Origin of the sequence: Streptomyces violaceusniger Tu 4113 (assembly GCF_000147815.2) — a bacterium.
Classification (GTDB): domain Bacteria; phylum Actinomycetota; class Actinomycetes; order Streptomycetales; family Streptomycetaceae; genus Streptomyces; species Streptomyces violaceusniger_A.
On sequence record NC_015957.1, the window covers coordinates 2,974,669 to 2,996,776 of the forward strand.

A 22,108-nucleotide genomic window follows, 5' to 3' on the forward strand; every position below is an offset into this window, starting at 1 on the left:
GGATCCGTGACCGGCTCCCATCCGACACGTTCCCGGTTCGCCGCCGCCCTGCGCCCCGCCGCCTTCGGGGCGGATCCCGCCGGGGAGCGGATGGAGCGCATCCGACGGTCGCCGAACTTCGCGAACGGTGTGTTCGTCAACCCGGTGGGCGCCCGCATCGGGCCGTCCGGCTCGATGCTGAAGTTCGCGTCCACCTACTTCCGCAAGGAGGAGCGCGTCCGCAGGGCCCCGGCCGGGACCGTGCCGGTGCACCCCACCACCGTCGCCGATCTGGCCACCCGGCCCGCCTCCGGGCTGCGGCTGACCTGGATGGGGCACTCCAGTGTGCTCGCGGAGATCGACGGGCGGCGGGTGCTGTTCGACCCGGTATGGGGCCAGCGCTGTTCGCCCTTCGCGATGGTGGGGCCCAAGCGGCTGCACCCGGTGCCGGTGCCGCTGCGGGAGCTGGCGCCGGTGGACGCGGTGGTCATCTCCCACGACCACTACGACCATCTGGACATGCCCACGATCCGGGCGCTGGTGCGCGGCCACGCCATGTTCGTCGTCCCGCTGGGGGTCGGCGCCCATCTGGAGCGCTGGGGCGTCCCGGCCGACCGGATGACCGAGCTGGACTGGCATGAGTCCACCGAGGTCGCCGGGCTCACGCTCACCGCCACTCCGGCCCGCCACTTCTGCGGGCGCGGGCTGCGCAACACCCAGCACACCCTGTGGGCCTCCTGGGTGGTGGCCGGTCCCGAGCACCGGGTCTACCACAGCGGGGACACCGGCTACTTCCCCGGTTTCAAGGAGATCGGCGCGGCGTACGGGCCGTTCGACGCGACCATGGTGCAGATCGGCGCGTACTCCGACTACTGGCCGGACATCCATATGACCCCCGAGGAGGGCATGCGGGCCCACCTCGATCTGCAGGGCGGGGACCCGGCGAAGGGGATCATGCTGCCGATCCACTGGGGCACCTTCAACCTCGCCCCGCATCCGTGGGAGGAGCCCGCCGAGGGAACGGTGTCGGCGGCGGAGGAGGCCGGGGCGAACGTGGCCGTTCCGCGTCCGGGGCAGCCGTTCGAGCCGGGGCAGGGGCTGCCGCTGGAGCCGTGGTGGCGGGCGATCGCGGCACGGCCGGTGACGAAGACACCGGCCGGGGCCGAGCGCGCGGCCGAGCCGACCGGCCTCACCGGCGCGACGGGCTCGTCCGGGGCCACCGGCGGGTCCGGAGCGTCCGGGGCGGCTGGTGGCGCGGACCCCGCGATGCCCATACCCCAGTCCTAGCAAGGGAGTTGGCGCCGCCTCCCGAAGGCGGGCCGGCACAGGGCTTCTTTGTCGAATGGTGTCGAAACCCTTGTGGTGGACACGACGCGCTCGCTTGAATGGTTAGGAAAGGTTCCTAACGGATCGTCCCAGGACCCGGGGCTGCCCCGGTGTGTCCTGGGACGGCCGCGCGCACTTCCCCCACAGTCGACAAGGAACGGAGTCCCCATGTCCCCCATGCCCCGGAGGATCGGCCTCGCGGCGGTGGCCGTCGCCGTACCGGCCGCGCTCGTCTTCACCGGTGTCGGAGTCGGGCAGGCGTCCGACCACCTGCCGTCGTCGGCGGACGTGCACCGCCACTCTGCGCACAAGGCCGCCGCGGCGAGCAACCTGGACGACCCGGCGAAGAAGGAAATCGCCATGAAGCTGGTCTCCAGCGCCGAGAACTCCTCGCTCGACTGGCGCGCCCAGTTCCAGTACATCGAGGACATAGGCGACGGCCGCGGCTACACGGCGGGCATCATCGGATTCTGCTCCGGCACCGGCGACATGCTGGAACTCGTCGAGTACTACACCCAGCAGAAGCCCGGCAACGTCCTGGCCAAGTACCTCCCCGCGCTGCGCGACGTCGACGGCACCGACTCCCACGACGGCCTGGACCCGAACTTCACCAAGGACTGGAAGAAGGCCGCCGCCGACAAGGCGTTCCAGGACGCCCAGGAGCACGAGCGCGACCGCGTCTACTTCAACCCGGCCGTCAAGCAGGGCAAGGACGACGGCCTGGGCGCGCTCGGCCAGTTCACCTACTACGACGCGATCGTGATGCACGGCCCCGGCGACAGCAAGTACAGCTTCGGCGGCATCCGTAAGACCGCCCTGTCCAAGGCCAAGCCCCCGGCGCAGGGCGGCAACGAGACCACGTACCTCAACGCCTTCCTCGACGCCCGTAAGGAGGCCATGAAGAGCGAGGAGGCGCACAGCGACACCAGCCGCGTCGACACCGAGCAGCGGAAGTTCCTCAACGAGAAGAACTTCGACCTGACGCCCCCGCTGCAGTGGAAGGTCTACGGCGACCCGTTCGAGATCAACTCCTGACCGCCGCACCGGTCCCCGCTTGCTAAGCGGGACGCTGTCCCATATTTTTAACCGGGACAGCGTCCCGTTTATTTGTGATGCGGATGGAGTGGAAATATGTCGACATATCTTCTGGTGCACGGTGCTTGGCACACCGGAGAGTGCTGGGAGCGCGTGGTCCCGTTGCTGGCGACGGCCGGACACCGGGTGATCGCGCCGACGCTGACCGGCTACGGCGACACGGCACATCTGCTCGGCCCCGAGGTGGGGCTCGATACGCATGTCGACGACATCGTCGGGCTGATCACCGAGGAAGACCTCACCGATGTGGTGCTCGTCGGGCACAGCTATGCCGGGCTGGTCATCTCGTCCACCGCCAACCAGCTCCCGGACCGGATCGCGCAGCTGGTCTACCTCGACGCGATGGTCCCGGAGGACGGCGAGACCGCGGCCGATGTCATGCCCTTCACCCAGGCCATGATCGACCAGGCACTGGCGTCCGAGAGCGGCTGGCGGAATCCGCCTCTGGTCGGGATGGACCCGTCCTGGGGTCTGTTCGGGGTCACCGATCCGGCGGACGTGGCGTGGCTGCGCTCGATGATGTCGGATCAGTCGGTGCGCTGCCTGCAGCAACCCGTCCGGCTGGACAACCCGGCCGTGAACGCGATCCCGCGGACGCATATCCACTGCGTCGCCAATGTGCCGCCGGGCATGACCCGGCGGCCCGTCCCCGCGATCCAGCCCAACGGCTCCCCGGCGCAGGTGTGGGAGTTGGAGACCGGCCACGACTGCATGATCACCATGCCGGGCGAACTCGCCGAGCTGCTGCTCAAGCTCGGCTGAGCCGGGCCCGCCCGGGCCCGGCTCGCCTCCGTCGGATCCGCCTGGGCGCGATCCGCCTCAGCCCCCCGCCGCCTCCACCAGGGCGCGCATGATCCGTACGTCGTCGCCCGCCTCCGGATGCCACTGGACGCCCAGTACGAACCCCTCCACGTCCGGCAGTTCCACCGCCTCCACCGTTCCGTCCTCCGCGGAGTGGGCCGAGGGGACCAGGCCCTCGCCCAGGTGGGCCACGGCCTGGTGGTGGAAGGTGGGGACGGACACCGGGTCCGGGAGGATCTCGGCCAGGAGGGTGTCCGGGACCGGCTTCACCTCGTGGTGGTCGAAGACGCCGGGCCGGCCCGCGTGGCCGTCCAGGTGCTGGACGAGGGTGCCGCCGAGGAAGACGTTCAGAAGCTGGTGGCCACGGCAGATGCCCAGCAGGGGAGTGCCCGACGCCAGGGCCGCGTCGATCAGGGCCAGCTCCCAGGCGTCCCGCTCCCGCGCGGGCGGCCCGGTGCGCGGGTCCAGCTCGGCCCCGTACCGCACGGGCTCCACGTCCGGACCGCCGGAGATGACGAGCCCGTCGAGGCGGGAGACGATCCGCGCGGCGGCGGCCGGGTCCTCGTCCGGCGGCAGCATCGCCGCCAGGCCGCCCGCGCGCTGGACGAGCCGGTGGTAGCCCGCGGGCAGCAGCGCGGCGGGGAGGTTCCAGACACCCCAGCTCGCCGAGGATTCGAGATAGGTGCTGACGCCGATCAGGGGCTTGGACACCGGGGACTCCGATCTTCGAAGATCTGTGCACTCAAAGGGCACTCAAAGTGCACTCACACTCAAAGTGTGCTCACTGTGCGCTCAATCGCGGGACAGTTCCGCCTCGGCCTCCGCCAGCGCCGCGAACTCCTCCTCCGGCGCGGCCGCGACCAGGCGATGGCGGCTGTAGAAGGCGAAGTAGGCCAGCGCCACCGCGTAGACGCCGAGCGCGATGAAGGCCGCGTCCTTGTCCACCAGGAAGGTGGCCACCAGGGCGGAGCAGGCCAGGACGAGGGCGATGGACGACGTTACCGTGCCGCCCGGGGTGCGGTAAGGGCGGTCCAGGCCCGGCTCGCGGCGGCGCAGGACGATATGGGAGAGCGACATCAGGGCGTACGAGATGGTGGCGCCGAAGACCGCGGTGTTGAGCATCCGGGCGCCGTCGCCGGTCCAGGCCGCGAGGGCGAAGCCGATGGCGCCAGGGACCAGCAGACCCAGGAACGGGGCCTTGCGCCTGCTGGTCAGGGAGAGGAAGCGGGGCAGATAGCCGGCCCGGGAGAGGGCGAACAACTGGCGCGAACCCGCGAAGATCAGGGAGAAGAAGGAGGCGACGAGCCCGGCGAGGCCCGCGTAGTTGACGATGCGGGACAGCACGGTGGCCTTGCCGTCCGGCTGCAGCGCCTCGACCAGCGGGTTGCCCGCCTCCTGCACGGCGCCGGAGCCGCGCGCCCCCGTGGCCGCGAGGAAGGTGAGCAGGGCGAGGACCAGCAGGATGCCCATGGACCAGGCCATGGCCTTCGGCAGCGTACGGGCCGGGTCCCGGGTCTCCTCCGCCGCCAGCGGCACCCCCTCCACCCCGAGGAAGAACCACATGCCGAAGGGGAACGCCGACCAGATGCCGAGCAGCCCGAACGGCAGCCAGGAAGTGGCACCGGCGGCCGAATGGTCCACCGGGATGTCGTTGAGCGAGCCCGCGTCGAAGTCGGTGAGGGCGCCGACGGCGAAGACCAGCAGCGCGGCCACGGCGATGGCCGTCACGACCAGGCTGAACCGCAGGGCCTCGCCCACGCCCCACAGATGGATGCCGATGAAGAGGATGAAACAGGCCAGATAGACCGGCCAGCCCGACTCCAGGCCGAAGAGCCCGAGGGACTCGACGTAGTCGCCGATGAAGATGGAGATGGCGGCGGGGGCCAGGACGTACTCGATGAGGATCGCCGTACCGGTGAGAAAGCCGCCCCAGGGGCCGAGGGCGCGCCGCGCGAAGCCGTAGCCGCCGCCCGCCGTGGGGAGGATCGCGGCCAGCTCGGCCAGGGCGAACACCATGCAGGCGTACATCAGGCCCATCAGCAGGGCGGCGATGGCGAGCCCGCCGAAGCCGCCCTCCGACAGGCCGAAGTTCCACCCCGAGAAGTCGCCGGAGACGACATAGGCGACGCCGAGGCCGGTCAGCAGCAGCGGGCCCGCGCTGCCGCGCCGCAGGGTGCGGCGCTCCAGATACGCGTCCTCGGGGGACGGCGCCTGGGCGCCGCCCGGCGGGGCGCCGCCGACGGAAGCGCGGGCGGATTCGGTGCGGGCGGACTCGGTTCCGTCGGCCATGGGGGGACTCCTGCTCCACGCGAGGGGGCGATGGCAAAGGTGTGGGGCCATACCTTTGTCTGCCGGTCAGCGATGCGCAAGACCTCTGCGTAAAACCGTGGTTAAGCGCCGGTGCTCATCAGCCCACGCGCCCGGCGGACGGGCCAGGGGCGGGCGGACGGGTCAGGGGCGGACGGGGCCGGACACCGGCAGGCCAGGCGCGGGCGGGTCAGACCAGGAAGCCGCGCAGCAGCGCCGCCGTGCCCTCGCAGTGCTCCCGCATCACCTCGCGCGCACCGTCCGCGTCCCCGTCCAGCACCGCCTCGACCAGGGCCCCGTGCTGGGCCTGGGAGTGCTCGAGGTTCTTCACCAGCAGCGGGATGCAGTCCAGCAGGTCGTTGACGGTCGCGCGGACGGCCGCGTACTGGGCGGCCAGCGACGGTGAGCCCGCCAGCTCCGCGAGCGTGAGATGGAGCATGGTGTCCAGGCGGCGGTAGTCGGCCAGCGGGGCGTCCCGCGTGGCGTCCAGGGCCGCCCGCAGCCGCCGTACCTGCCCGTCCCCGAGCCCGTGCGCGGCGCACAGCCCCGCCGCGCCCACCTCCAGGACCTCGCGGAACCGAAGGGTGTCCTCGACGTCGACCGCCGCCACCCGGCGCCGCAGCTCGTCCTCGCCGCCCTGGGCGGGCTCGGGCCTGGCCCGGACGAACGTGCCGCCGTAGCGGCCGCGGCGGCTCTCCACCAGCCCCTGGTCCTGCAGCACCTTCAGCACCTCGCGCAGGGTCACCCGGCTGATCCGCAGCCGGTCGGCCAGCTCCCGCTCGGCCGGGAGCCGGCCGCCGTCGGGGACCAGGCCCAGCCGCAGCACCTGGAGTATCTGCTCCAGCGCCTCCTCGAAGCCGTTCCCCGCCCGCACCGGGCGCAGCACCGGCGCCAGCCGGTCGTCCGCCGCGCTCCCGTGCTCACTCCCGCTCTCGCTCATCGAACCGTCCGCACCTACTTCCCAATCAATGGTCTGCGGTATTACCTTAAGGCCACCCCACGCCCCTCAAACCCTCTCCGCACCCTCCGTCCCGCCAAATTCTCCGACGCAGGAGGCCCCACCGTGGCAGACCGCACGCCCCCGCTCTCGGTCGACGAGCTGACCACACTGGTCGCCGCCGGGGAGATCGACACCGTCGTCCTGGCCTTCACCGATATGCAGGGAAGGCTGCAGGGCAAGCGGTTCGCCGCCCGCTTCTTCCTCGACGACGTCCTGGCCCACGGCACCGAGGGCTGCAACTACCTCCTCGCCGTCGACACCGAGATGAACACCGTCGACGGCTACGCCATGTCCTCATGGGAGCGCGGCTACGGCGACTTCGCCATGCACGGCGACACCGCCACCCTCCGCCGCACCCCCTGGAACCCCGGCACCGCCCTCCTCACCGCCGACCTCGCCTGGCACGACGGCAGCCCCGTGGTCGCCTCCCCGCGCCAGATCCTGCGCCGTCAGCTCGACCGGCTCGCCGAGCGCGGCTGGACCGCGTACACCGGCACCGAGCTGGAGTTCATGGTCTTCCGGGACAGCTACGAGCAGGCGTGGAACACCGGCTACCGCGGGATGACCCCCGCCAATCAGTACAACGTCGACTACTCCGTCCTCGGCACCGGCCGGGTCGAGCCCCTGCTGCGCCGCATCCGCAACGAGATGGGCGCCGCCGGGATGACCGTCGAGTCGGCCAAGGGGGAGTGCAACCTCGGCCAGCACGAGATCGCCTTCCGCTACGACGACGCCCTGACCACCTGCGACCAGCACGCCGTCTACAAGACCGGCGCCAAGGAGATCGCGGCCCAGGAGGGCATGGCGCTCACCTTCATGGCCAAGTACGACGAGCGCGAGGGCAACTCCTGCCATATCCACCTCTCGCTGCGCGACGAGGCCGGGCACCCCGTGCTCGCCGACGACGACGGCCCGTACGGCATGTCGAAGACCATGCGCCACTTCCTCGCCGGACAGATCGCGGCGATGCGCGACTTCACGCTGCTCTACGCCCCGAACATCAACTCCTACAAGCGGTTCCGCCCCGGCTCCTTCGCGCCCACCGCCGTCGCCTGGGGCCCGGACAACCGCACCTGCGCGCTGCGCGTCATCGGCCACGGCCCCTCCCACCGGCTGGAGAACCGGCTCCCCGGCGGCGATGTCAACCCGTACCTGGCCGTGGCCGGAATGGTGGCCGCCGGGCTGTACGGCGTCGAGCAGGAGCTGGAGCTCCCCGAGGTCTGTACCGGCAACGCCTACACCGGCGACGCCGAGCACGTCCCGACCTCGCTGCGCGACGCCGCCGAGCTGTGGCGGAACAGCCCCATAGCGCGGGCCGCCTTCGGCGACGAGGTGGTCGAGCACTACCTCAACATGGCGCGCGTGGAGCAGGACGCCTACGACACCGCCGTCACGGACTGGGAGCGCTTCCGGTCCTTCGAGCGCATGTGAGGAACCACCGAGTGAGCAACGAACCCTCCGACCAGCACCGCCACGAGCACCAGCACCGCCACGAGCACCAGCACCGCCACGAGCACCAGCACCCCCACGAGCACCAGGTCCTCAATCCGGCCACCGAGGAGGTCATCGCCACCGTCCCCGCCGCCACCCCGGAAGACGTGGCCGCGGCCGTCGCCCGCGCCACCGGGGCGCAGCGCGGCTGGGCCGCGCTGGCACCCGCCGACCGCGCCCGGCTGCTGCGCCGCTTCGCCGCCGTCGTGGACGACCACATCGAGGAGCTCGCGGCGCTGGAGGTCCGCGAGGCGGGCCACCCGATCGGCAACGCCCGCTGGGAGGCGGGCAATGTACGCGATCTGCTGGACTACGCGGCCGGGGGAGCGGAGCGGCTGAACGGCGCCCAGATCCCGGTGGCCGGCGGGCTGAACGTCACCTTCCATGAGCCGCTCGGCGTGGTCGCGGTCATCGCACCGTGGAACTTCCCCATGCCGATCGCCGCCTGGGGCACCGCGCCCGCCCTGGCCGCCGGGAACGCCGTGGTCCTCAAACCCGCCGAGACCACCCCGCTCACCGCGCTCCGGCTGGCCGAACTCGCCCTGGAGGCGGGCCTTCCGGAGGGGCTCTTCCAGGTGCTGCCCGGGGCCGGGCCGGTCGCGGGCGCCGCGCTGGTCGAGCACCCGGGCGTCGCCAAGGTCGTCTTCACCGGCTCCACGGCCGTCGGCAAGGGGATCATGGCCACATGCGCGGCGGGCGTGAAGCCGGTGACCCTCGAACTCGGCGGCAAGAGCCCGAACATCGTCTTCGCCGACGCCGACATCGAGCGCGCCGCGGCCTCCGCCCCCGGCTCCTTCCTGGACAACACCGGCCAGGACTGCTGCGCCCGCAGCCGCATCCTGGTCCAGCGCGGCGTCTACGACCGGTTCATGGAACTGCTGGCGCCCGCCGTGACCTCCTTCGTGGTCGGCGATCCGGCCGACCCCGCCACCGCCATGGGCCCGCTGATCTCGGCCGCCCAGCGCGAGCGCGTACGGTCCTACGTACCCGAGGACGCGCCCGCCGCGATCCGTGGCGAGGCCCCGAAGGGCAAGGGGTTCTGGTACCCGGCCACCGTGCTGGAGGCCACCGGGCCCGGGGACCGCGCCGCCGTGGAGGAGATCTTCGGCCCCGTCGCCGTCGTCCTGCCCTTCGAGGACGAGGCCGACGCCGTACGGCTGGCCAACGCCACCGACTACGGCCTGTCCGGCTCGATCTGGACCCGCGACGTGGGCCGCGCGGTCCGGGTCTCGCGCGCCGTCGCCGCCGGGAACCTGTCCGTCAACTCGCACAGCAGCGTGCGGTACGCCACCCCCTTCGGCGGCTACAAGCAGTCCGGCCTGGGCCGGGAGCTGGGCCCCGACGCCCTTACCGCCTTCACCGAGACCAAGAACGTCTTCATCAGCACCGAGGAGCAGTGACGTGACCGAGACCCCCGTGTGCCGCCGTCTGGTGGGCCGTACCGCCGTCGTCACCGGAGCGGGCAGCGGCATCGGCCTGGCCACCGCGCGCCGCCTGGCCTCCGAGGGCGCGCAGGTGGTCTGCGCCGATATCGACGAGAGCGCGGGCAAGGCCGCGGCCGAGGAGGTCGGCGGGCTCTTCGTCCGGGTGGACGTGACCGATCCCGAGGAGGTCGAGGCGCTCTTCAAGACCGCCTTCGACACCTACGGTTCGGTGGACATCGCCTTCAACAACGCCGGAATCTCGCCGCCCGACGACGACTCGATCCTCACCACCGGACTCGACGCCTGGAAGCGCGTCCAGGAGGTCAACCTCACCTCCGTCTATCTGTGCTGCAAGGCCGCACTGCCCTATATGCGGCAGCAGGGCAGGGGCTCCATCATCAACACCGCCTCGTTCGTGGCCGTGATGGGCGCCGCCACCTCGCAGATCAGCTACACCGCTTCCAAGGGCGGGGTGCTGGCCATGTCCCGCGAACTGGGCGTGCAGTTCGCCCGCGAGGGCATCCGGGTCAACGCGCTGTGCCCGGGGCCGGTCAACACCCCGCTGCTCAAGGAGCTGTTCGCCAAGGACCCGGAGCGGGCCCAGCGCCGGCTGGTCCATGTGCCGGTGGGCCGGTTCGCCGAACCGGAGGAGATCGCCTCCGCCGTGGCCTTCCTGGCCAGCGACGACGCCTCCTTCGTCAACGCCGCCGAGTTCCTCGTGGACGGCGGGATCGCCGGGGCGTACGTCACTCCGTTGTAGTCCTGTGCGCAGTCCCGCCATCCGCGGTGTACGGACCGCACCCCTGGCCATAGGCTGACCGTGTGACCATGAACACGCCCCCCGGCTGGTACCCCGATCCCGGCTACGCAGGTAACGGCCCCGCCATGGAACGGTGGTGGGACGGTTCCGCCTGGACCGAGTACACCCGCGATGCCTCGGGCGCCGCGGACCCGGCCTTCGGCCCGCCGCCCCTGCCGCCCTACCTGCCAGGGCGGCAGGGCGGCCACGGCCGGGGCCGCGGCCCGAGGATCGCGGCGGTCTCGGTCGCCGCGGGCGTCGTGGTCGCCGCGATCGTCGGTGGCATCGTGCTGCTGGGCGACGGCGGCGACGGCGGTGGTGGCAACGCCCAGACCGGGCCCGCCGCCCCCAGCGACTCCGCACCGCCGGACGGCGGCGACCCGGCCCCCGACCTCCCCAGCCCGGACAGCCCCTCGGGCGGGCCCACCGACGCCCCCAGCGCACCGCCCAGCTACGACCCGGACACCGCCCCGGACCCCGGCAACGGCATCAGTCTGCCGGTGCTCACCGGCTGGCAGGCGGGGCGCAGCAGCTCCGGCGGCGCGGGCGTCACCACCTCCCGCTACCCCTGCCCGGGCGACCCGTCCACCGAATGTGTGCGCGGCGGCGCCTTCTCCCGGACCGCCGAGGGCTACAAGGCCACCTCCGCCAAGGGCATAGCCAAGGAGGACATCGCGCAGAACGCCGAGGAGTCCTACGGCACCGACGAGGACAACAACCGTAAGGCGTACGGCGGGATCACCTCCCACAAGGAGCTGAAGGAGTCGGCGGTCGAGGTCGCGGGCGGGAAGGGCTATCTGGTCCGCTGGAAGGTGGTGACGAAGAAGGGCGACGACGGCGTCGTCCAGTCGCTGGCCTTCCCGTCGCCCACCGTGCCGGACACGATGGTCGTGGTGCGCTTCGGGTTCGACGAGAGCGACAAGGCGCCGCCGCTCAGCGATATGGACAAGATCGTCAAGGGCATCGAGGCACTGACGGGCGACGGCCGGTCCATCTAGAAGACCGCTGAAAATCTTGTTGGCGGGGTTGTCCGGTCGCAGGCCGGGCGGGGGACTGTAAGACAGGACCGGCACGCGGCCGTGCCACTGCTGGGGCACGTGTGCCGAGGGCACCGGAAAGTCACGCCGGTGTGGGCCGACGGCGGCTACGCGGGCATGCTCGTCGACTGGGCCGTGACACGGCTTGGCCTGGTCGTTGAGATCGGCGAAACGCGCCGACGACGCGACGCCCGCGGGTGCGTGCCGTGCTGTTGCCGGCGGCAGACCGGATTCGCGCCATCTGGGAGAGCCCGCCGGGGGGAATCCGCGCTGGGTCAGCGGGCGTTGAGCAGGCTGGCGAGCAGTTGGAGCCGTTCGGCGTCGGGGCCGCCCTCGACGGCGGTGTAGACGATCAGCATCGGGCCGGGAGTGCCCGGCAGCGGGTAGGCGTCCCAGTCCAGGTTCAGCTCCCCGGCCAGGGGGTGGTTGACGCGCATCCGGCCGCGCGTCGTCTCCCCCACGTCGTGGCGGGCCCACAGCGTCGCGAACTCGTCGCTGCGGACCGCGAGTGCGCCGACCAGCTGCGCGGCGCGCGGGTGCCCCGGATCGGCGGCGACCTGGGCGCGCAGCATCGCGGTCAGCTCGGTGACGGTGGCGGCCCGCTCCGGGCAGGTCTGGTCGGCCTCCGGGTGCAGCAGGAGCGACAGCAGATTCCGCTCCGTCACCGGGAGCCGGGTGAACTCTCCCAGCAGCACACCGGCCAGCGGGCTCCAGGCCAGTACGTCCAGGTAGCGGCCCACGACCAGCGCGGGCGAGGCCATCGTGCGCAGCAACCGCTGCGTGGTGGCCGGAACTTCCTCCGGCTCGGTCCGGCGCGGGGTGCGGGCCGGTGTGCGTGCGGCGGCGGCGAGGCTGTGCAGGTGCCGGCGCTCCTCGGTGGAGAAGTTCAGGGCGCGCGCGAGGGCGTCCAGGACCTGTTCGGAGGGCCGCACGTCGCGTCCCTGCTCCATGCGCTGGTAATAGTCCGCGCTCACCCCCGCCAGCAGGGCCAGTTCCTCACGCCGCAGCCCGGCGACGCGCCGCCTCGGGCCGGGTTCGAGGCCGACGTCCTCCGGCCGCAGCCGGGTCCTGCGGGTGCGCAGGAATGCGGCGAGTTCGCGTCGGGGATCTTCGGTCAGCGCGAGAAGGTCGTCGGTCACGGCGCCAGTATGCCTGGGGCGCCTTTGGGAAGGGTGGGTCTGCCAGTCCCAGGAAAAGGCGAACGACCGTGATGTCGCGAGCGGGGACCAGTATCGGTTCCACACCCGATGACCACGGAAGGAACAGCGACATGAAGGCCGCTCAGATCACGAGTTACGGCGCACCGGACGTCCTGCGGATCAACGATGTGGACCGCCCCGCTCCCGGTGTCGGCGAGGTCCTGGTGTCGGTCGAGGCATCCAGCGTGAACGGACACGACGTGATCGTCCGCGCCGGGGAGCTGAAGATGGTGTCCGGGCGCCGCTTCCCGATCGGCGCGGGGCTGGACTTCGCGGGCGTCGTCGTCGAGACCGGCGCCGACGTCGAGAACCACCGGGCCGGGGACCGGGTGTGGGGCATGGTGCATCCCCGGCAACGGCACACCACCGCCGGGGCGGCCGAGTACGTCGTGGTCCCCGCCGACCGGATCGCGCCCGCCCCGGCGGGCATCTCGCCGGTCGACGCGGCCTCCCTGGTCGTTGCGGGCGCCACGGCGCTGATCGCACTGCGCGACAGCGTGCACCTCGAGGGCGGGGAACGGGTCCTCGTGCGCGGCGCGGCCGGCGGTGTCGGCACAGCCGCCGTACAACTGGCTCACGCGCTGGGCGGCCACGTCACCGCGCTGGCTCGCGACCGCCACGCCCAACTGCTCACCGGCCTCGGTGCCGACCAAGTCCTCGACTACGGCTCCACCACCTCGGACCAGATCGGACCGTTCGACGTCATCGTCGACACCGTCGGCTCGGAACTGCACTGCTACCGAAGCCGGTTGGCCAAGGGCGGCCGGATGGTCACCGTCGGCCTGTCGGCCGGTGCCCTGGCCGCGATCGCCGCGTCGAGCATGTACGGCTCCCGCCGAATCCGCACCTTCAGCGCCAATCCCGACAGCGCCGTACTGCGCGATCTGGCCGGCCATGTCACTTCGGGAGCGCTGCGCCCGGTGGTCGACAGCGTGTACCCGCTCGCGGACATCGCCGCGGCGCACAAGGCATTCGAGCGTGGCGGAGTCGTGGGCAAACACGTGATCGCGGTGTCCGCGTAGCTCCGTCGTTCTCGTGGAGCATCCGGTTCGACGGTCGATTCGGTGGCTCGTAAAGCTGACGGTTGGTTGCCCGGGGCCCGCGACCGGACCTCCCGCCTGCGAGGGCAGCTCCCCGCCGGACGCCGCCTCCTCGACCGGCATCCCACCCGACGTGCCCGCCGCGTTCATCGCCGGCTCGCGCATCGGTGTGGCCACCGACCGGCTCCCACACGGCTGCCCGCAGAGCGAGGTCGCCGACGTCGGAATCCAGAGGCCGCCGTACAGGGCGAAGAGCCGCCGTACGGCGTCGGCGGGGCGATGCGACGGCGCGCCTCAGAGGAACGTTCTGCCCTCGCCCCGGTACGTCGGCGCGTCGGCCACCACCCGGTCCCCCTCGATCAGCCGCAGCGTGTCGAACCGCTCGCACAGCTCACCGGCCTTGGCATGCCGGAACCACACCTTGTCGCCGATCAGCAGATCGTCGGCGGCCGTGCCCAGCAGCGGGGTCTGCACCTCGCCCGGCCCCTCCATCGAGTCGTACACCAGCCCCTCCGGCAGATACGGCACCGGCAGCCGGTCCCGGCCCGGCGCGCCCGACGCCGGATAGCCGCCGCCGAGCACCGTCACCACGCCCACCCCGGGCCGGCGCACCACCGGCTGGGCGAACAGGGCCGCGGGGCGGCCGTGGAAGGAGGTGTAGTTGTCGAAGAGGCGCGGCTGGTAGAGGCCGGATCCGGCGGCGATCTCGGTGACCGCGTCCTCCGCGGCGGTGTGCTGCACACTGCCCGTACCGCCGCCGTTGACGAACTCCAGGTCCGCCACCGCCCGCACCGCCCGCACCACCGCGGCCCGGCGCGCCGCGAGCTCCCGGCGTGCCACGGACTGCATCAGCCGTACGGCGCGCGAGCGCAGCGGACTGCCCGGCACCGCGTCGCCCACGCCCGCCACATGCCCCTCGTACGCCATCAGCCCGACCAGCCGGAAGCCGGGGCGGCGGTCGATCGCCCGTGCCAGCTCGGCCAGTTGCTCCGGTTCGCGCAGCGGTGAGCGCAGCGCCCCGACTCGCACCCGCCCGCCGAGCATCCGCAGCGAGGTGTCCAACTCCAGGCAGACCCGGACCTCTTCGGTCCCGGCGCGAACGCTGTCGATCAGATCGAGCTGGGAGAGGTCGTCCACCATGACCGTCACGGCCTCGGCCGGCTTGGGGTCGCTGGTCAGGGTGGCGAAGCCGTCCCGGTCGGTGGAGGGATAGGCGAGCAGGACGTCGTCGAACCCCTCGCGCGCCAGCCACAGCGACTCCGGCAGCGTGAAGCTCATGATCCCCGCGAAGCCGTCTTGTGCCAGCACCCGCTCCAACAGCGCCCGGCAGCGCACCGATTTGCTGGCGACGCGGATCGGTTTGCCTCCCGCCCGGGTGACCAGATCCCGGGCGTTGTCGTCGAAGGCTCCCAGGTCGACAATCGCCACGGGCGCTTCGAGATGGGCGGTGGCCCGGTCGTACCGGGCCCGGTCAGCGGCGGCAGCGGACATGGACGCAGCTTGCCAGATCGCCATTACCACTGGGTAGAGGGCGGCCGGTGCGCAGGGCCCCCGGCTCCCCGTAGAGTGTCGCGCACGCCACGACCGGCAGGTCAGCGGCGTGTTGTCCGTATACGGGCCCGCCTGCCCGAAAGGCGGTGGGTGGTGCGGCGAACCGGACGGAGCCAGGTGAAACAGGTGTCGACGGCTGCGAGGTGGTGCAGGTGAGCACCGACGCGGAACAGGCGCACTCACCCCACAGCACGCCCCCACCACGCCCCGCACATCCCCCGCGCACGGCGCCCGCGCAGCCTTCCGCGCCCCCGCCGCGCCCCACCGCCCCGCCCGGGTTCACCCCGGACCCGGACACCCCCATCCTCGGCGTACGGGCGAAGGTCCCGTTCCCCAGGGGCACCGCTGGAGCGTCCGGCACCCGGGTGCCCCCACGCCCCTCCGCACCCCCGCGCACCGGCGCGCTCTTCGCGGACGGCGGGCTCTTCGCCGACGGCGGGCGGGGCGGCCGGCGCCGTCCGCCCAGCCGTACGGCGGCCGCCGCCGCGAGCCTCGTCCTCGGCCTCGGGCTGCTCGGCGGCGCGGCGGCCGGGAGCTGGCTGGGCGACGACCCCGACGCCCCGCCGTCCACCGCCGACACCTACGCCCACGCCCGCTCCGCCTGGCACAGCGTCCCCGTGGACGACCTCTTCCCGCGCACCCTGCGCGGCAAGGGCGAGGGCCCCGGCGGCGCCGATCGCGTCTGGAGTCGAATAGCCGTCGCCCCGGACAGCAGTTGCGGCGGCGGATTCGATCCACTGCTCGCCAAGGCGCTGGCCCCGGTGGGCTGCAAGCGGCTGGTGCGCGCCACGTACACCGACGCCACCAGCACCAGCGTCACCACCGTCGGGTTGCTGATCACCACCTCCGGCCCCACCGGGATGCGGACGCTGCACCAGCGCTTCGTGACCGAGAAGCTGGACGAGCGCACCGATCTGATGCCCCGCGCGTACGCCGCCAAGGGCACCGCGGCGGCCGGCTTCGGCGACGACCAGCGCGCAAGCTGGCGGATCCGGATCCTCACCGACGCCCCCGTCGTCGTCTACAGCGTCAGCGGGTTCGCCGACGGCCGTAAGGTCACCGACCCGCAGTCGGCGGGCGAGGCGACCCAGCGGGGCGCCACCTCGGCCCCCGCCCAGTCGGGCCTCGGCAACGACGCCCGAGGCATCGCCGACGCGATCGAGCCCATATTCCGCCGGGCCCTGTCCACCATCACGGAGACCACGTCATGACCGGCATCGGGCGACGCCTGGCCGTGGCTCTCACCGCCGCGGGGCTGACCCTGGTGCTCGCCACGCCCGCGAACGCCGACGGCATACAGGCCCAGGAGTGGGCGCTGGACACCCTCCACGTCCACCAGGCATGGCAGACCACCAAGGGCTCCGGGGTCACCGTCGCCGTCCTCGACACCGGCGTCGACGACGGCCACCCCGACCTCGAAGGCCAAGTGCTGCCCGGTAAGGACCTCATCGGCTTCGGCGCCCGGCGCGGCGAACGCGCCTGGGCCCGCCACGGCACCGCCATGGCCGGGATCATCGCCGGTCACGGCCACGGCGCGGCCGGCGGCGAGGGCGTCCTCGGCGTCGCGCCGAAGGTGCGGATCCTGCCGGTGCGGGTGATCCTCGAAGACTCCGACGCCGCCCGTAAGAAGGCCCGTTCGTCCCGTGGCGGCGCGCTCGCCGCCGGTATCCGCTGGGCCGCCGACCACGGCGCCGACGTCATCAACCTCTCGCTCGGCGACGACAGCGCCTCCGCCCACCCCGAGGCCGCCGAGGACGCCGCCGTGCAGTACGCGCTGGGCAAGGGCGTGGCCGTGGTCGCCTCCGCGGGCAACGGCGGCGAGAAGGGCGACCGGGTCTCCTATCCGGCCGCCTACCCCGGGGTGATCGCCGTGACCGCCGTGGACCGCTACGGCTCCCGCGCCGCCTTCTCCACCCGACGCTGGTACGCCACCGTCTGCGCACCCGGAGTCGACGTGGTCATCGCCGACCCCGACAAGCGCTACTACGAGGGCTGGGGGACCAGCGCGGCCGCCGCCTTCGTCTCCGGCTCCGTCGCCCTCGTCCGCGCCGCCCACCCCGAGCTGAGCCCGCGCCAGATCCGGGACCTCCTCACCCGGACCGCCCAGGACGTCCCGGAGGGCGGCCGCAGCGACGCCCTCGGCGCGGGCCTGGTGGACCCGGCGGCGGCGATCGCCGCCGGCGGCAAGATGAAGCCGGAGGCCCAGCGCCCCGCCGTGGCCTCCGCCCCCCAGCGCTACTTCGGCAACGGTCCCGGCCACGCCCTGGGCGCGCACGGCGACTCCGGCCCCAACGAGATGGCGCTGCTCGCCGGAATCGCCGGTGCGGCCGTGGTGGTCGCCGCAGTCGCCCTATGGCGAGGCTCGGGCCCCCTACGGATGCCCCCGAGACTCCGCACGCTGCTCACGGGAATCCGCCCGCGCTGAGGCCACGTCGCCCGCCGCGCCGTCGGCCCGGGCCCGGCGCGCGCTGGTCGTGGGGATCCGTGCGTGCTGAGACACGGCGGTGGTCATGGTCACGCCCCAGTTCCCGCCGCTCCCGGCGCGGGTCGCGGTCAGGCCGAGCCGCTGGTGCGCCGCGTCGAGCCCGGCCGCGCCGCCGATCGTCTGCCACAGCGCGGTCGCCGCGCCGTTGTCGCTCTGCTCGATCATCACGGCCGCATGCGAACGCTCCTGGGCGGTCAGCGGCCGCCCCTCGTCCTCCGCCCTGAGCAGCCGCGCCGCGAGGATGCCCACCTTGACGATGCTCGCCGTGGCATACGAGCCGTCGCCGTGGACCCGCTCGTCCCCGACCGGGTGTCCAGGACGGCGACGGAGGAGCGCGCGCCCAAGCCCTGGGCCACGGGGCCGAGCGCGTCGGCGAGTGCCGCGCTCAGCCCCGGCCCCGTCACGTCGTCCGCCATCCGCTCCACGCCGCCTCCCGCTCCGCCCCTCGCCGCCCGCCGCGTCGGGCCCTCCTCGCCCTCGATACCCTCATGGCGTGGCGCTCAAGAACATTCCCGACCCTGGCTTCTCCGGCGACGACGGCTCCGCCGACCCCCGGCTGACCGCGGCGCTCGCCGCCTGGGCCGATGACCGCTCGGCCGAGCCCGAGGTGCTCGCCGCGCTCACCGACGCCCGCCTCCTCGTCCCCGTGATGGCGATTCTCGGCGAGGTGGAGGAGGTGGAATCCAAGCCGCGCGAAGCGTCCGTCGAGGGTGGTGGCGGGCGACGGGCGGGCGGGCTGCGCCGAGAGAAGAGCAGCGACATGGCGGTGCCCACGCTCGAGGCCCCCGGCGGCCGGCGTGCCCTGCCCGCCTTCACCTCGCTCGAGTCGCTGGCCCGCTGGCGCCCGGACGCCCGGCCCGTGGCCGTACCGCTGCGCCAGGCGCTGGAGGCCGCCGCCCATGAGAAGGCGGACACGCTGGTCCTGGACCTCGCGGGCCCGGTGCCGTACCAGCTCACCGGCCCCGCGCTGCTGGCCCTCGCCGAGGGGCGGACCAGCACCGATCCGCTCGCCGACCCGGCTGTGACCGAGGCCGTGCGCGCAGTGCTGGCCGCCGAGCCGGAGGTGCTCCGGGCCCATCTGGCACCGGCGGCGGACGCCGACGGGATGCTCGCGCTCGCCCTCGCGCCGGAGGCGCCCGCGCGGGAGACGGCGCACCGGGTGGCGGGCGCTCTGGCCGCCGACGAGGTGCTGCGGGCACGGCTGGTGCGCGGGTTGACCCTGGCGCTGCTGCCGCCGGACGCGAAGGTCCCCGGCGAACCGCTCTTCAGCCGCTGAGCGGCCAGAGCCAGACCCTCCTCATTCGGACCGACAGGCGAATCGTCCCGATTCCCCCCACAATGCTTAGGCGACTGGCGGTCGGAATCTGCGTGAGGAGAGCGCCATGGAGACGAGAACGGTCGTAGCGGAGTTCATCGGGACCGCGATGCTGGTCCTCTTCGGAGTCGGTTCGCTGGTCCTGGCGGGCGACTACATCAACGCCCTCGGGATCTCGCTCGCCTTTGGCTTCACGCTGATCGCGATCGCCTACGCGTTCGGACGCATCTCGGGCTGCCACATCAACCCGGCGGTGACCCTCGGCGTGCTGCTGGCCAAGCGCATCGACATCCGTACGGCCGTCCAGTACTGGGTCGCGCAGTTCGTCGGCGCGATCGTGGGCGCGGCGGTGCTCTTCCTGCTCGCCAACCAGGTGCCCAGGCTCCAGACGGCCGACGCCTTCGGCAGCAACGGCTACGGCGGCCGCTCACCGGTGGGCATGGGCGCGGGCGGGGCCTTCCTCGCCGAGGTGCTGCTGACCTTCCTGCTGGTCTTCGTCTTCCTGGCGGTGACCCACTCGGTGGCGCTGGTCGGCGGCGAACCGATCCCGGTAGGTCTCGCCCTCGCCGCGGTCAATCTGATCGGCATCCCGCTGACCTGGGCCTCGGTCAATCCGGCGCGCAGCTTCGGCCCCGCGATCTTCGCGGGCGGCGATGCGCTCGGCCAGCTCTGGCTGTTCATCGTGGCACCGCTGGTCGGCGGGGTGCTCGCCGCCGTGGTGCACCGGTTCACCCATCTCCAACCGGCGGGGCAGGCCGACCAGGAGGAGGCCCATCCGCCCCCGGCGACCGGACCGTGGGGGCGGCTGCGCGGCGGCCACCGCCCCGAGGCGGGCGGCCAGGAGACCAAGGGACCGGAGGCGGCCTGAGCCGCGCGCGGGGGCCCGAGCCCGGAGGAGAGGCACGGGCCCCGAGGGCGTACGGGTTCCCGAGGGGCCCGTACCGCCTCCCGGCGGTCAGCCGAAGACCGGACCGGTGAACTTTTCGCCGGGCCCCTGCCCCGGCTCGTCCGGCACCACCGACGCCTCGCGGAAGGCGAGCTGCAGGGACTTCAGGCCGTCCCGCAGCGGAGCGGCGTGGAAGGAGCTGATCTCCGTGGCGCTGGCCGTGACCAGCCCCGCCAGGGCGTTGATCAGCTTCCGCGCCTCGTCCAGGTCCTTGTGCTGGGGGCCCTCCTCGGCCAGGCCCAGGTTGACCGCGGCGGCGCTCATCAGGTGCACCGCCACCGTAGTGATCACCTCGACCGCGGGCACATCCGCGATGTCCCGGGTCATCCGGTCGAAGTCGGGGGCCGGCGGCTGCCCGGCGTTGGCGTCGCTCATGGTGGTCGGGGCTCACTTCCTGAGGGATGGTGGGCCCCAGCCTAGGCGGCCGCCCGGCGCCGTACGCACGGGGCGGATGAGTTCACAGGAACGCCGGGGCACGCGGGGGAACGCCGGGGAACAGGGGCGGGGCGGACGCCGAGGGCGCACCAGGTGAGCATCCCGGGCCAGCCTGGTATCGTAGATAAACGACCGGCCGGTCACGTGCGTGTCCGGCCCACAAGTGGAGGCTCCCCAGCTCCCACCTTCCGACCCCCCGGGCCGGCAGGTCATCGGTCAGGCTGCGCCCCGCGGTGATATCGCGGCGGTGCTCCCGGTCAATGAGGAGCCCCGCCTGTGTACCGTCCGGGGCGTTTTTTGCGTCACGGCGCGGTGGTCTCAACCGAAACAGACTTACGCGGCAGTCCGCCAGGCGGTCGCGTGGTGCAACCGAGGAGGATCCATCAGCGCCGAGCCCCGCATCAACGACCGGATTCGCGTCCCCGAGGTGCGACTCGTCGGTCCCAGTGGCGAGCAGGTCGGCATTGTGCCGCTTGCCAAGGCCCTGGAGCTTGCGCAGGAGTACGACCTCGACCTGGTCGAGGTGGCGGCGACCGCCCGTCCGCCGGTCTGCAAGCTCATGGACTACGGAAAGTTCAAATACGAGTCGGCTATGAAGGCCCGTGAGGCGCGCAAGAACCAGGCGCACACGGTCATCAAGGAGATGAAGCTCCGGCCGAAGATCGACCCGCACGACTACGACACCAAAAAGGGTCACGTCGTCCGGTTCCTTAAGCAGGGTGACAAGGTCAAGATCACGATCATGTTCCGTGGCCGTGAGCAGTCCCGGCCCGAGCTTGGCTACCGGCTGTTGCAGCGGCTGGCTGAGGACGTCCAGGAGTTGGGCTTCGTCGAGTCCAGCCCCAAGCAGGACGGGCGCAACATGATCATGGTTCTCGGTCCGCACAAGAAGAAGACCGAGGCGATGGCCGAAGCCCGCGAGGCGCAGGCCGCCCGCAAGGCGGAGCGCCAGGGCGTCAGTTCCGTCGAGGAGCCCGCCGAGGAGCCCGCCGAGGCGTGATGGGCGAGGCGAGAGCCTCGACCGCCCACCCGGAGCCGCACGGCTCCGGAGTCCAACCGAAACACATGACGCTTCCGGACGTCCGGATCGTGGCCAGTCCCGCGCCGCGGCCGCCCGGACAGTGCCCTGACGAGGAGAGTACGGCGACATGCCGAAGAACAAGACGCACAGCGGTGCCAGCAAGCGCTTCAAGCTCACCGGCTCCGGCAAGGTGGTGCGCCAGCGCGCCGGTCGCCGCCACCTTCTCGAGCACAAGCCGTCCACGCTGACGCGCCGCCTGGCCGGAAAGGTCGAGCTGGCCCCCGCCGACGCCAAGAAGATCAAGAAGCTTCTCGGCAAGTGACGCCCCGCCCCGCTTCGGCGGGGCGAGCGCCAGACCGGGACCTATTCGTTTCCGGGCCGCGTGAGTCACCCGCGGCCCCGTACAAGGAGTTAACAAGTGGCACGCGTCAAGCGGGCAGTCAACGCCCACAAGAAGCGCCGGGCGATCCTCGAGCAGGCCAGCGGCTACCGGGGCCAGCGCTCCCGCCTGTACCGCAAGGCCAAGGAGCAGGTCACCCACTCTCTGGTCTACAACTACAACGACCGCAAGAAGCGCAAGGGCGACTTCCGGCAGCTGTGGATCCAGCGCATCAACGCCGCTGCCCGCGCCAACGGCATGACGTACAACCGCTTCATCCAGGGTCTGAAGGCCGCCAACATCGAGGTGGACCGCAAGATCCTGGCCGACCTCGCCGTGAACGACGCCGGTGCGTTCGCCGCGCTGGTCGAGGCGGCGCAGAAGGCGCTGCCGAGCGACATCAACGCGCCGAAGGCCGCGTAAGCGCTGCGCTGAGCTGTACGCCACGGACCCGCAGGTGAACGCGTACCTGCGGGTC

The 22,108-nt window shown here is 72.4% G+C and carries 22 protein-coding genes; 15 read left to right on the top strand and 7 right to left on the bottom strand.

Annotated elements, in window-relative coordinates; genetic code table 11:
* Window positions 1-6 precede the first annotated feature (6 nt).
* From STRVI_RS12910 to STRVI_RS12920, 3 genes are all read left to right on the top strand, one after another.
* Window positions 7-1,266, top strand: a complete 1,260-nt coding sequence (locus STRVI_RS12910) for an MBL fold metallo-hydrolase (protein ID WP_014056088.1) — start codon at window positions 7-9, stop codon at window positions 1,264-1,266.
* Window positions 1,267-1,473: 207 nt separating this feature from the next.
* Window positions 1,474-2,340 (top strand): chitosanase, encoded by an 867-nt coding sequence (locus tag STRVI_RS12915; protein WP_014056089.1) that lies wholly within the window; start codon window positions 1,474-1,476, stop codon window positions 2,338-2,340.
* 96 nt (window positions 2,341-2,436) lie between these two features.
* Window positions 2,437-3,162: an alpha/beta fold hydrolase gene (locus STRVI_RS12920; RefSeq protein WP_014056090.1), complete on the top strand. Its 726-nt coding sequence runs from the start codon at window positions 2,437-2,439 to the stop codon at window positions 3,160-3,162.
* Between the two features lie 57 nt (window positions 3,163-3,219).
* Here STRVI_RS12920 and STRVI_RS12925 read toward each other — a convergent pair whose 3' ends face one another.
* From STRVI_RS12925 to STRVI_RS12935, 3 genes are all read right to left on the bottom strand, one after another.
* Window positions 3,220-3,912, bottom strand: a complete 693-nt coding sequence (locus STRVI_RS12925) for a gamma-glutamyl-gamma-aminobutyrate hydrolase family protein (RefSeq protein ID WP_014056091.1) — start codon at window positions 3,910-3,912, stop codon at window positions 3,220-3,222.
* Window positions 3,913-3,993: 81 nt separating this feature from the next.
* Window positions 3,994-5,490, bottom strand: a complete 1,497-nt coding sequence (eat, locus tag STRVI_RS12930) for an ethanolamine permease (protein ID WP_014056092.1) — start codon at window positions 5,488-5,490, stop codon at window positions 3,994-3,996.
* Between the two features lie 208 nt (window positions 5,491-5,698).
* Complete coding sequence (locus STRVI_RS12935; RefSeq protein ID WP_014056093.1) at window positions 5,699-6,448, bottom strand: FadR/GntR family transcriptional regulator; 750 nt, start codon at window positions 6,446-6,448, stop codon at window positions 5,699-5,701.
* A gap of 123 nt (window positions 6,449-6,571) precedes the next feature.
* Here STRVI_RS12935 and STRVI_RS12940 point away from each other — a divergent pair, with 123 nt between their 5' ends.
* The 4 genes from STRVI_RS12940 (at window position 6,572) to STRVI_RS12955 (ending at window position 11,220) form a co-directional block, all read left to right on the top strand.
* Window positions 6,572-7,939 (top strand): glutamine synthetase family protein, encoded by a 1,368-nt coding sequence (locus STRVI_RS12940; protein WP_014056094.1) that lies wholly within the window; start codon window positions 6,572-6,574, stop codon window positions 7,937-7,939.
* Window positions 7,940-8,073: 134 nt separating this feature from the next.
* Complete coding sequence (locus STRVI_RS12945; protein WP_050993937.1) at window positions 8,074-9,399, top strand: aldehyde dehydrogenase family protein; 1,326 nt, start codon at window positions 8,074-8,076, stop codon at window positions 9,397-9,399.
* A 1-nt stretch (window position 9,400) separates the two neighbouring features.
* The gene (locus tag STRVI_RS12950) at window positions 9,401-10,183 is read left to right on the top strand and encodes a 3-oxoacyl-ACP reductase (protein WP_014056096.1); all 783 of its coding nucleotides are present in this window, start codon (window positions 9,401-9,403) and stop codon (window positions 10,181-10,183) included.
* A 68-nt stretch (window positions 10,184-10,251) separates the two neighbouring features.
* Window positions 10,252-11,220: a DUF2510 domain-containing protein gene (locus tag STRVI_RS12955; RefSeq protein WP_014056097.1), complete on the top strand. Its 969-nt coding sequence runs from the start codon at window positions 10,252-10,254 to the stop codon at window positions 11,218-11,220.
* Window positions 11,221-11,534: 314 nt separating this feature from the next.
* Here the strand turns inward: STRVI_RS12955 and STRVI_RS12960 are convergent, their stop codons facing one another.
* Window positions 11,535-12,398, bottom strand: a complete 864-nt coding sequence (locus STRVI_RS12960; protein ID WP_014056098.1) for a helix-turn-helix transcriptional regulator — start codon at window positions 12,396-12,398, stop codon at window positions 11,535-11,537.
* Between the two features lie 131 nt (window positions 12,399-12,529).
* Here STRVI_RS12960 and STRVI_RS12965 point away from each other — a divergent pair, with 131 nt between their 5' ends.
* Window positions 12,530-13,480: an NADP-dependent oxidoreductase gene (locus STRVI_RS12965; RefSeq protein WP_014056099.1), complete on the top strand. Its 951-nt coding sequence runs from the start codon at window positions 12,530-12,532 to the stop codon at window positions 13,478-13,480.
* Between the two features lie 312 nt (window positions 13,481-13,792).
* On the opposite strand, the gene STRVI_RS12970 is transcribed toward STRVI_RS12965, so the two are convergent.
* On the bottom strand, window positions 13,793-14,989 hold the full coding sequence (locus STRVI_RS12970) for an alanine racemase (protein ID WP_014056100.1): 1,197 nt from the start codon (window positions 14,987-14,989) through the stop codon (window positions 13,793-13,795).
* Between the two features lie 212 nt (window positions 14,990-15,201).
* Here STRVI_RS12970 and STRVI_RS12975 point away from each other — a divergent pair, with 212 nt between their 5' ends.
* Both STRVI_RS12975 and mycP read left to right on the top strand, forming a co-directional pair.
* On the top strand, window positions 15,202-16,260 hold the full coding sequence (locus STRVI_RS12975) for a hypothetical protein (RefSeq protein ID WP_014056101.1): 1,059 nt from the start codon (window positions 15,202-15,204) through the stop codon (window positions 16,258-16,260).
* A complete protein-coding gene (gene mycP / locus STRVI_RS12980; protein WP_014056102.1) occupies window positions 16,257-17,474 on the top strand; it encodes a type VII secretion-associated serine protease mycosin in 1,218 nt (405 codons plus the stop codon). Before STRVI_RS12975 ends, mycP begins: the two co-directional genes overlap by 4 nt.
* Here the strand turns inward: mycP and STRVI_RS56375 are convergent.
* Window positions 17,421-17,783, bottom strand: a complete 363-nt coding sequence (locus STRVI_RS56375; protein ID WP_050993659.1) for a serine hydrolase — start codon at window positions 17,781-17,783, stop codon at window positions 17,421-17,423. The two genes, mycP and STRVI_RS56375, sit on opposite strands and share 54 nt — an antisense overlap.
* 244 nt (window positions 17,784-18,027) lie before the next feature.
* On the opposite strand from STRVI_RS56375, the gene STRVI_RS12990 reads away from it, so the two are divergent.
* Together STRVI_RS12990 and STRVI_RS12995 are read left to right on the top strand one after the other, a co-directional pair.
* On the top strand, window positions 18,028-18,810 hold the full coding sequence (locus STRVI_RS12990) for an SseB family protein (protein ID WP_014056103.1): 783 nt from the start codon (window positions 18,028-18,030) through the stop codon (window positions 18,808-18,810).
* A 106-nt stretch (window positions 18,811-18,916) separates the two neighbouring features.
* Entirely contained in the window at window positions 18,917-19,717 is an 801-nt protein-coding gene (locus STRVI_RS12995) for an aquaporin (protein WP_014056104.1), read from the top strand.
* A gap of 87 nt (window positions 19,718-19,804) precedes the next feature.
* On the opposite strand, the gene STRVI_RS13000 is transcribed toward STRVI_RS12995, so the two are convergent.
* Entirely contained in the window at window positions 19,805-20,170 is a 366-nt protein-coding gene (locus STRVI_RS13000) for a DUF1844 domain-containing protein (protein ID WP_014056105.1), read from the bottom strand.
* Between the two features lie 442 nt (window positions 20,171-20,612).
* Between STRVI_RS13000 and infC the strand changes: the two genes are divergently transcribed.
* From infC to rplT, 3 genes are all read left to right on the top strand, one after another.
* Window positions 20,613-21,230: a translation initiation factor IF-3 gene (gene infC / locus STRVI_RS13005; RefSeq protein ID WP_014056106.1), complete on the top strand. Its 618-nt coding sequence runs from the start codon at window positions 20,613-20,615 to the stop codon at window positions 21,228-21,230.
* 148 nt (window positions 21,231-21,378) lie between these two features.
* Window positions 21,379-21,573 carry a 50S ribosomal protein L35 gene (gene rpmI, locus STRVI_RS13010; RefSeq protein WP_014056107.1) on the top strand — a complete coding sequence of 65 codons (195 nt, stop codon included), beginning with the start codon at window positions 21,379-21,381 and terminating at the stop codon, window positions 21,571-21,573.
* A gap of 96 nt (window positions 21,574-21,669) precedes the next feature.
* Complete coding sequence (gene rplT / locus STRVI_RS13015) at window positions 21,670-22,053, top strand: 50S ribosomal protein L20 (RefSeq protein WP_014056108.1); 384 nt, start codon at window positions 21,670-21,672, stop codon at window positions 22,051-22,053.
* Window positions 22,054-22,108 lie beyond the last annotated feature (55 nt).

Excerpts from the sequence above, each read along its gene's own strand:
- STRVI_RS12920 (WP_014056090.1), top strand. The coding sequence starts at position 2,437 with ATGTCGACATATCTTCTGGTGCACGGTGCTTGGCACACCGGAGAGTGC.
- STRVI_RS12970 (WP_014056100.1), bottom strand. The coding sequence starts at position 14,989 with ATGTCCGCTGCCGCCGCTGACCGGGCCCGGTACGACCGGGCCACCGCC.
- STRVI_RS12965 (WP_014056099.1), top strand. The coding sequence starts at position 12,530 with ATGAAGGCCGCTCAGATCACGAGTTACGGCGCACCGGACGTCCTGCGG.
- STRVI_RS12955 (WP_014056097.1), top strand. The coding sequence starts at position 10,252 with ATGAACACGCCCCCCGGCTGGTACCCCGATCCCGGCTACGCAGGTAAC.
- eat (WP_014056092.1), bottom strand. The coding sequence starts at position 5,490 with ATGGCCGACGGAACCGAGTCCGCCCGCACCGAATCCGCCCGCGCTTCC.
- STRVI_RS13000 (WP_014056105.1), bottom strand. The coding sequence starts at position 20,170 with ATGAGCGACGCCAACGCCGGGCAGCCGCCGGCCCCCGACTTCGACCGG.
- STRVI_RS12995 (WP_014056104.1), top strand. The coding sequence starts at position 18,917 with ATGGAGACGAGAACGGTCGTAGCGGAGTTCATCGGGACCGCGATGCTG.
- rpmI (WP_014056107.1), top strand. The coding sequence starts at position 21,379 with ATGCCGAAGAACAAGACGCACAGCGGTGCCAGCAAGCGCTTCAAGCTC.
- STRVI_RS12935 (WP_014056093.1), bottom strand. The coding sequence starts at position 6,448 with ATGAGCGAGAGCGGGAGTGAGCACGGGAGCGCGGCGGACGACCGGCTG.
- STRVI_RS12915 (WP_014056089.1), top strand. The coding sequence starts at position 1,474 with ATGTCCCCCATGCCCCGGAGGATCGGCCTCGCGGCGGTGGCCGTCGCC.
- mycP (WP_014056102.1), top strand. The coding sequence starts at position 16,257 with ATGACCGGCATCGGGCGACGCCTGGCCGTGGCTCTCACCGCCGCGGGG.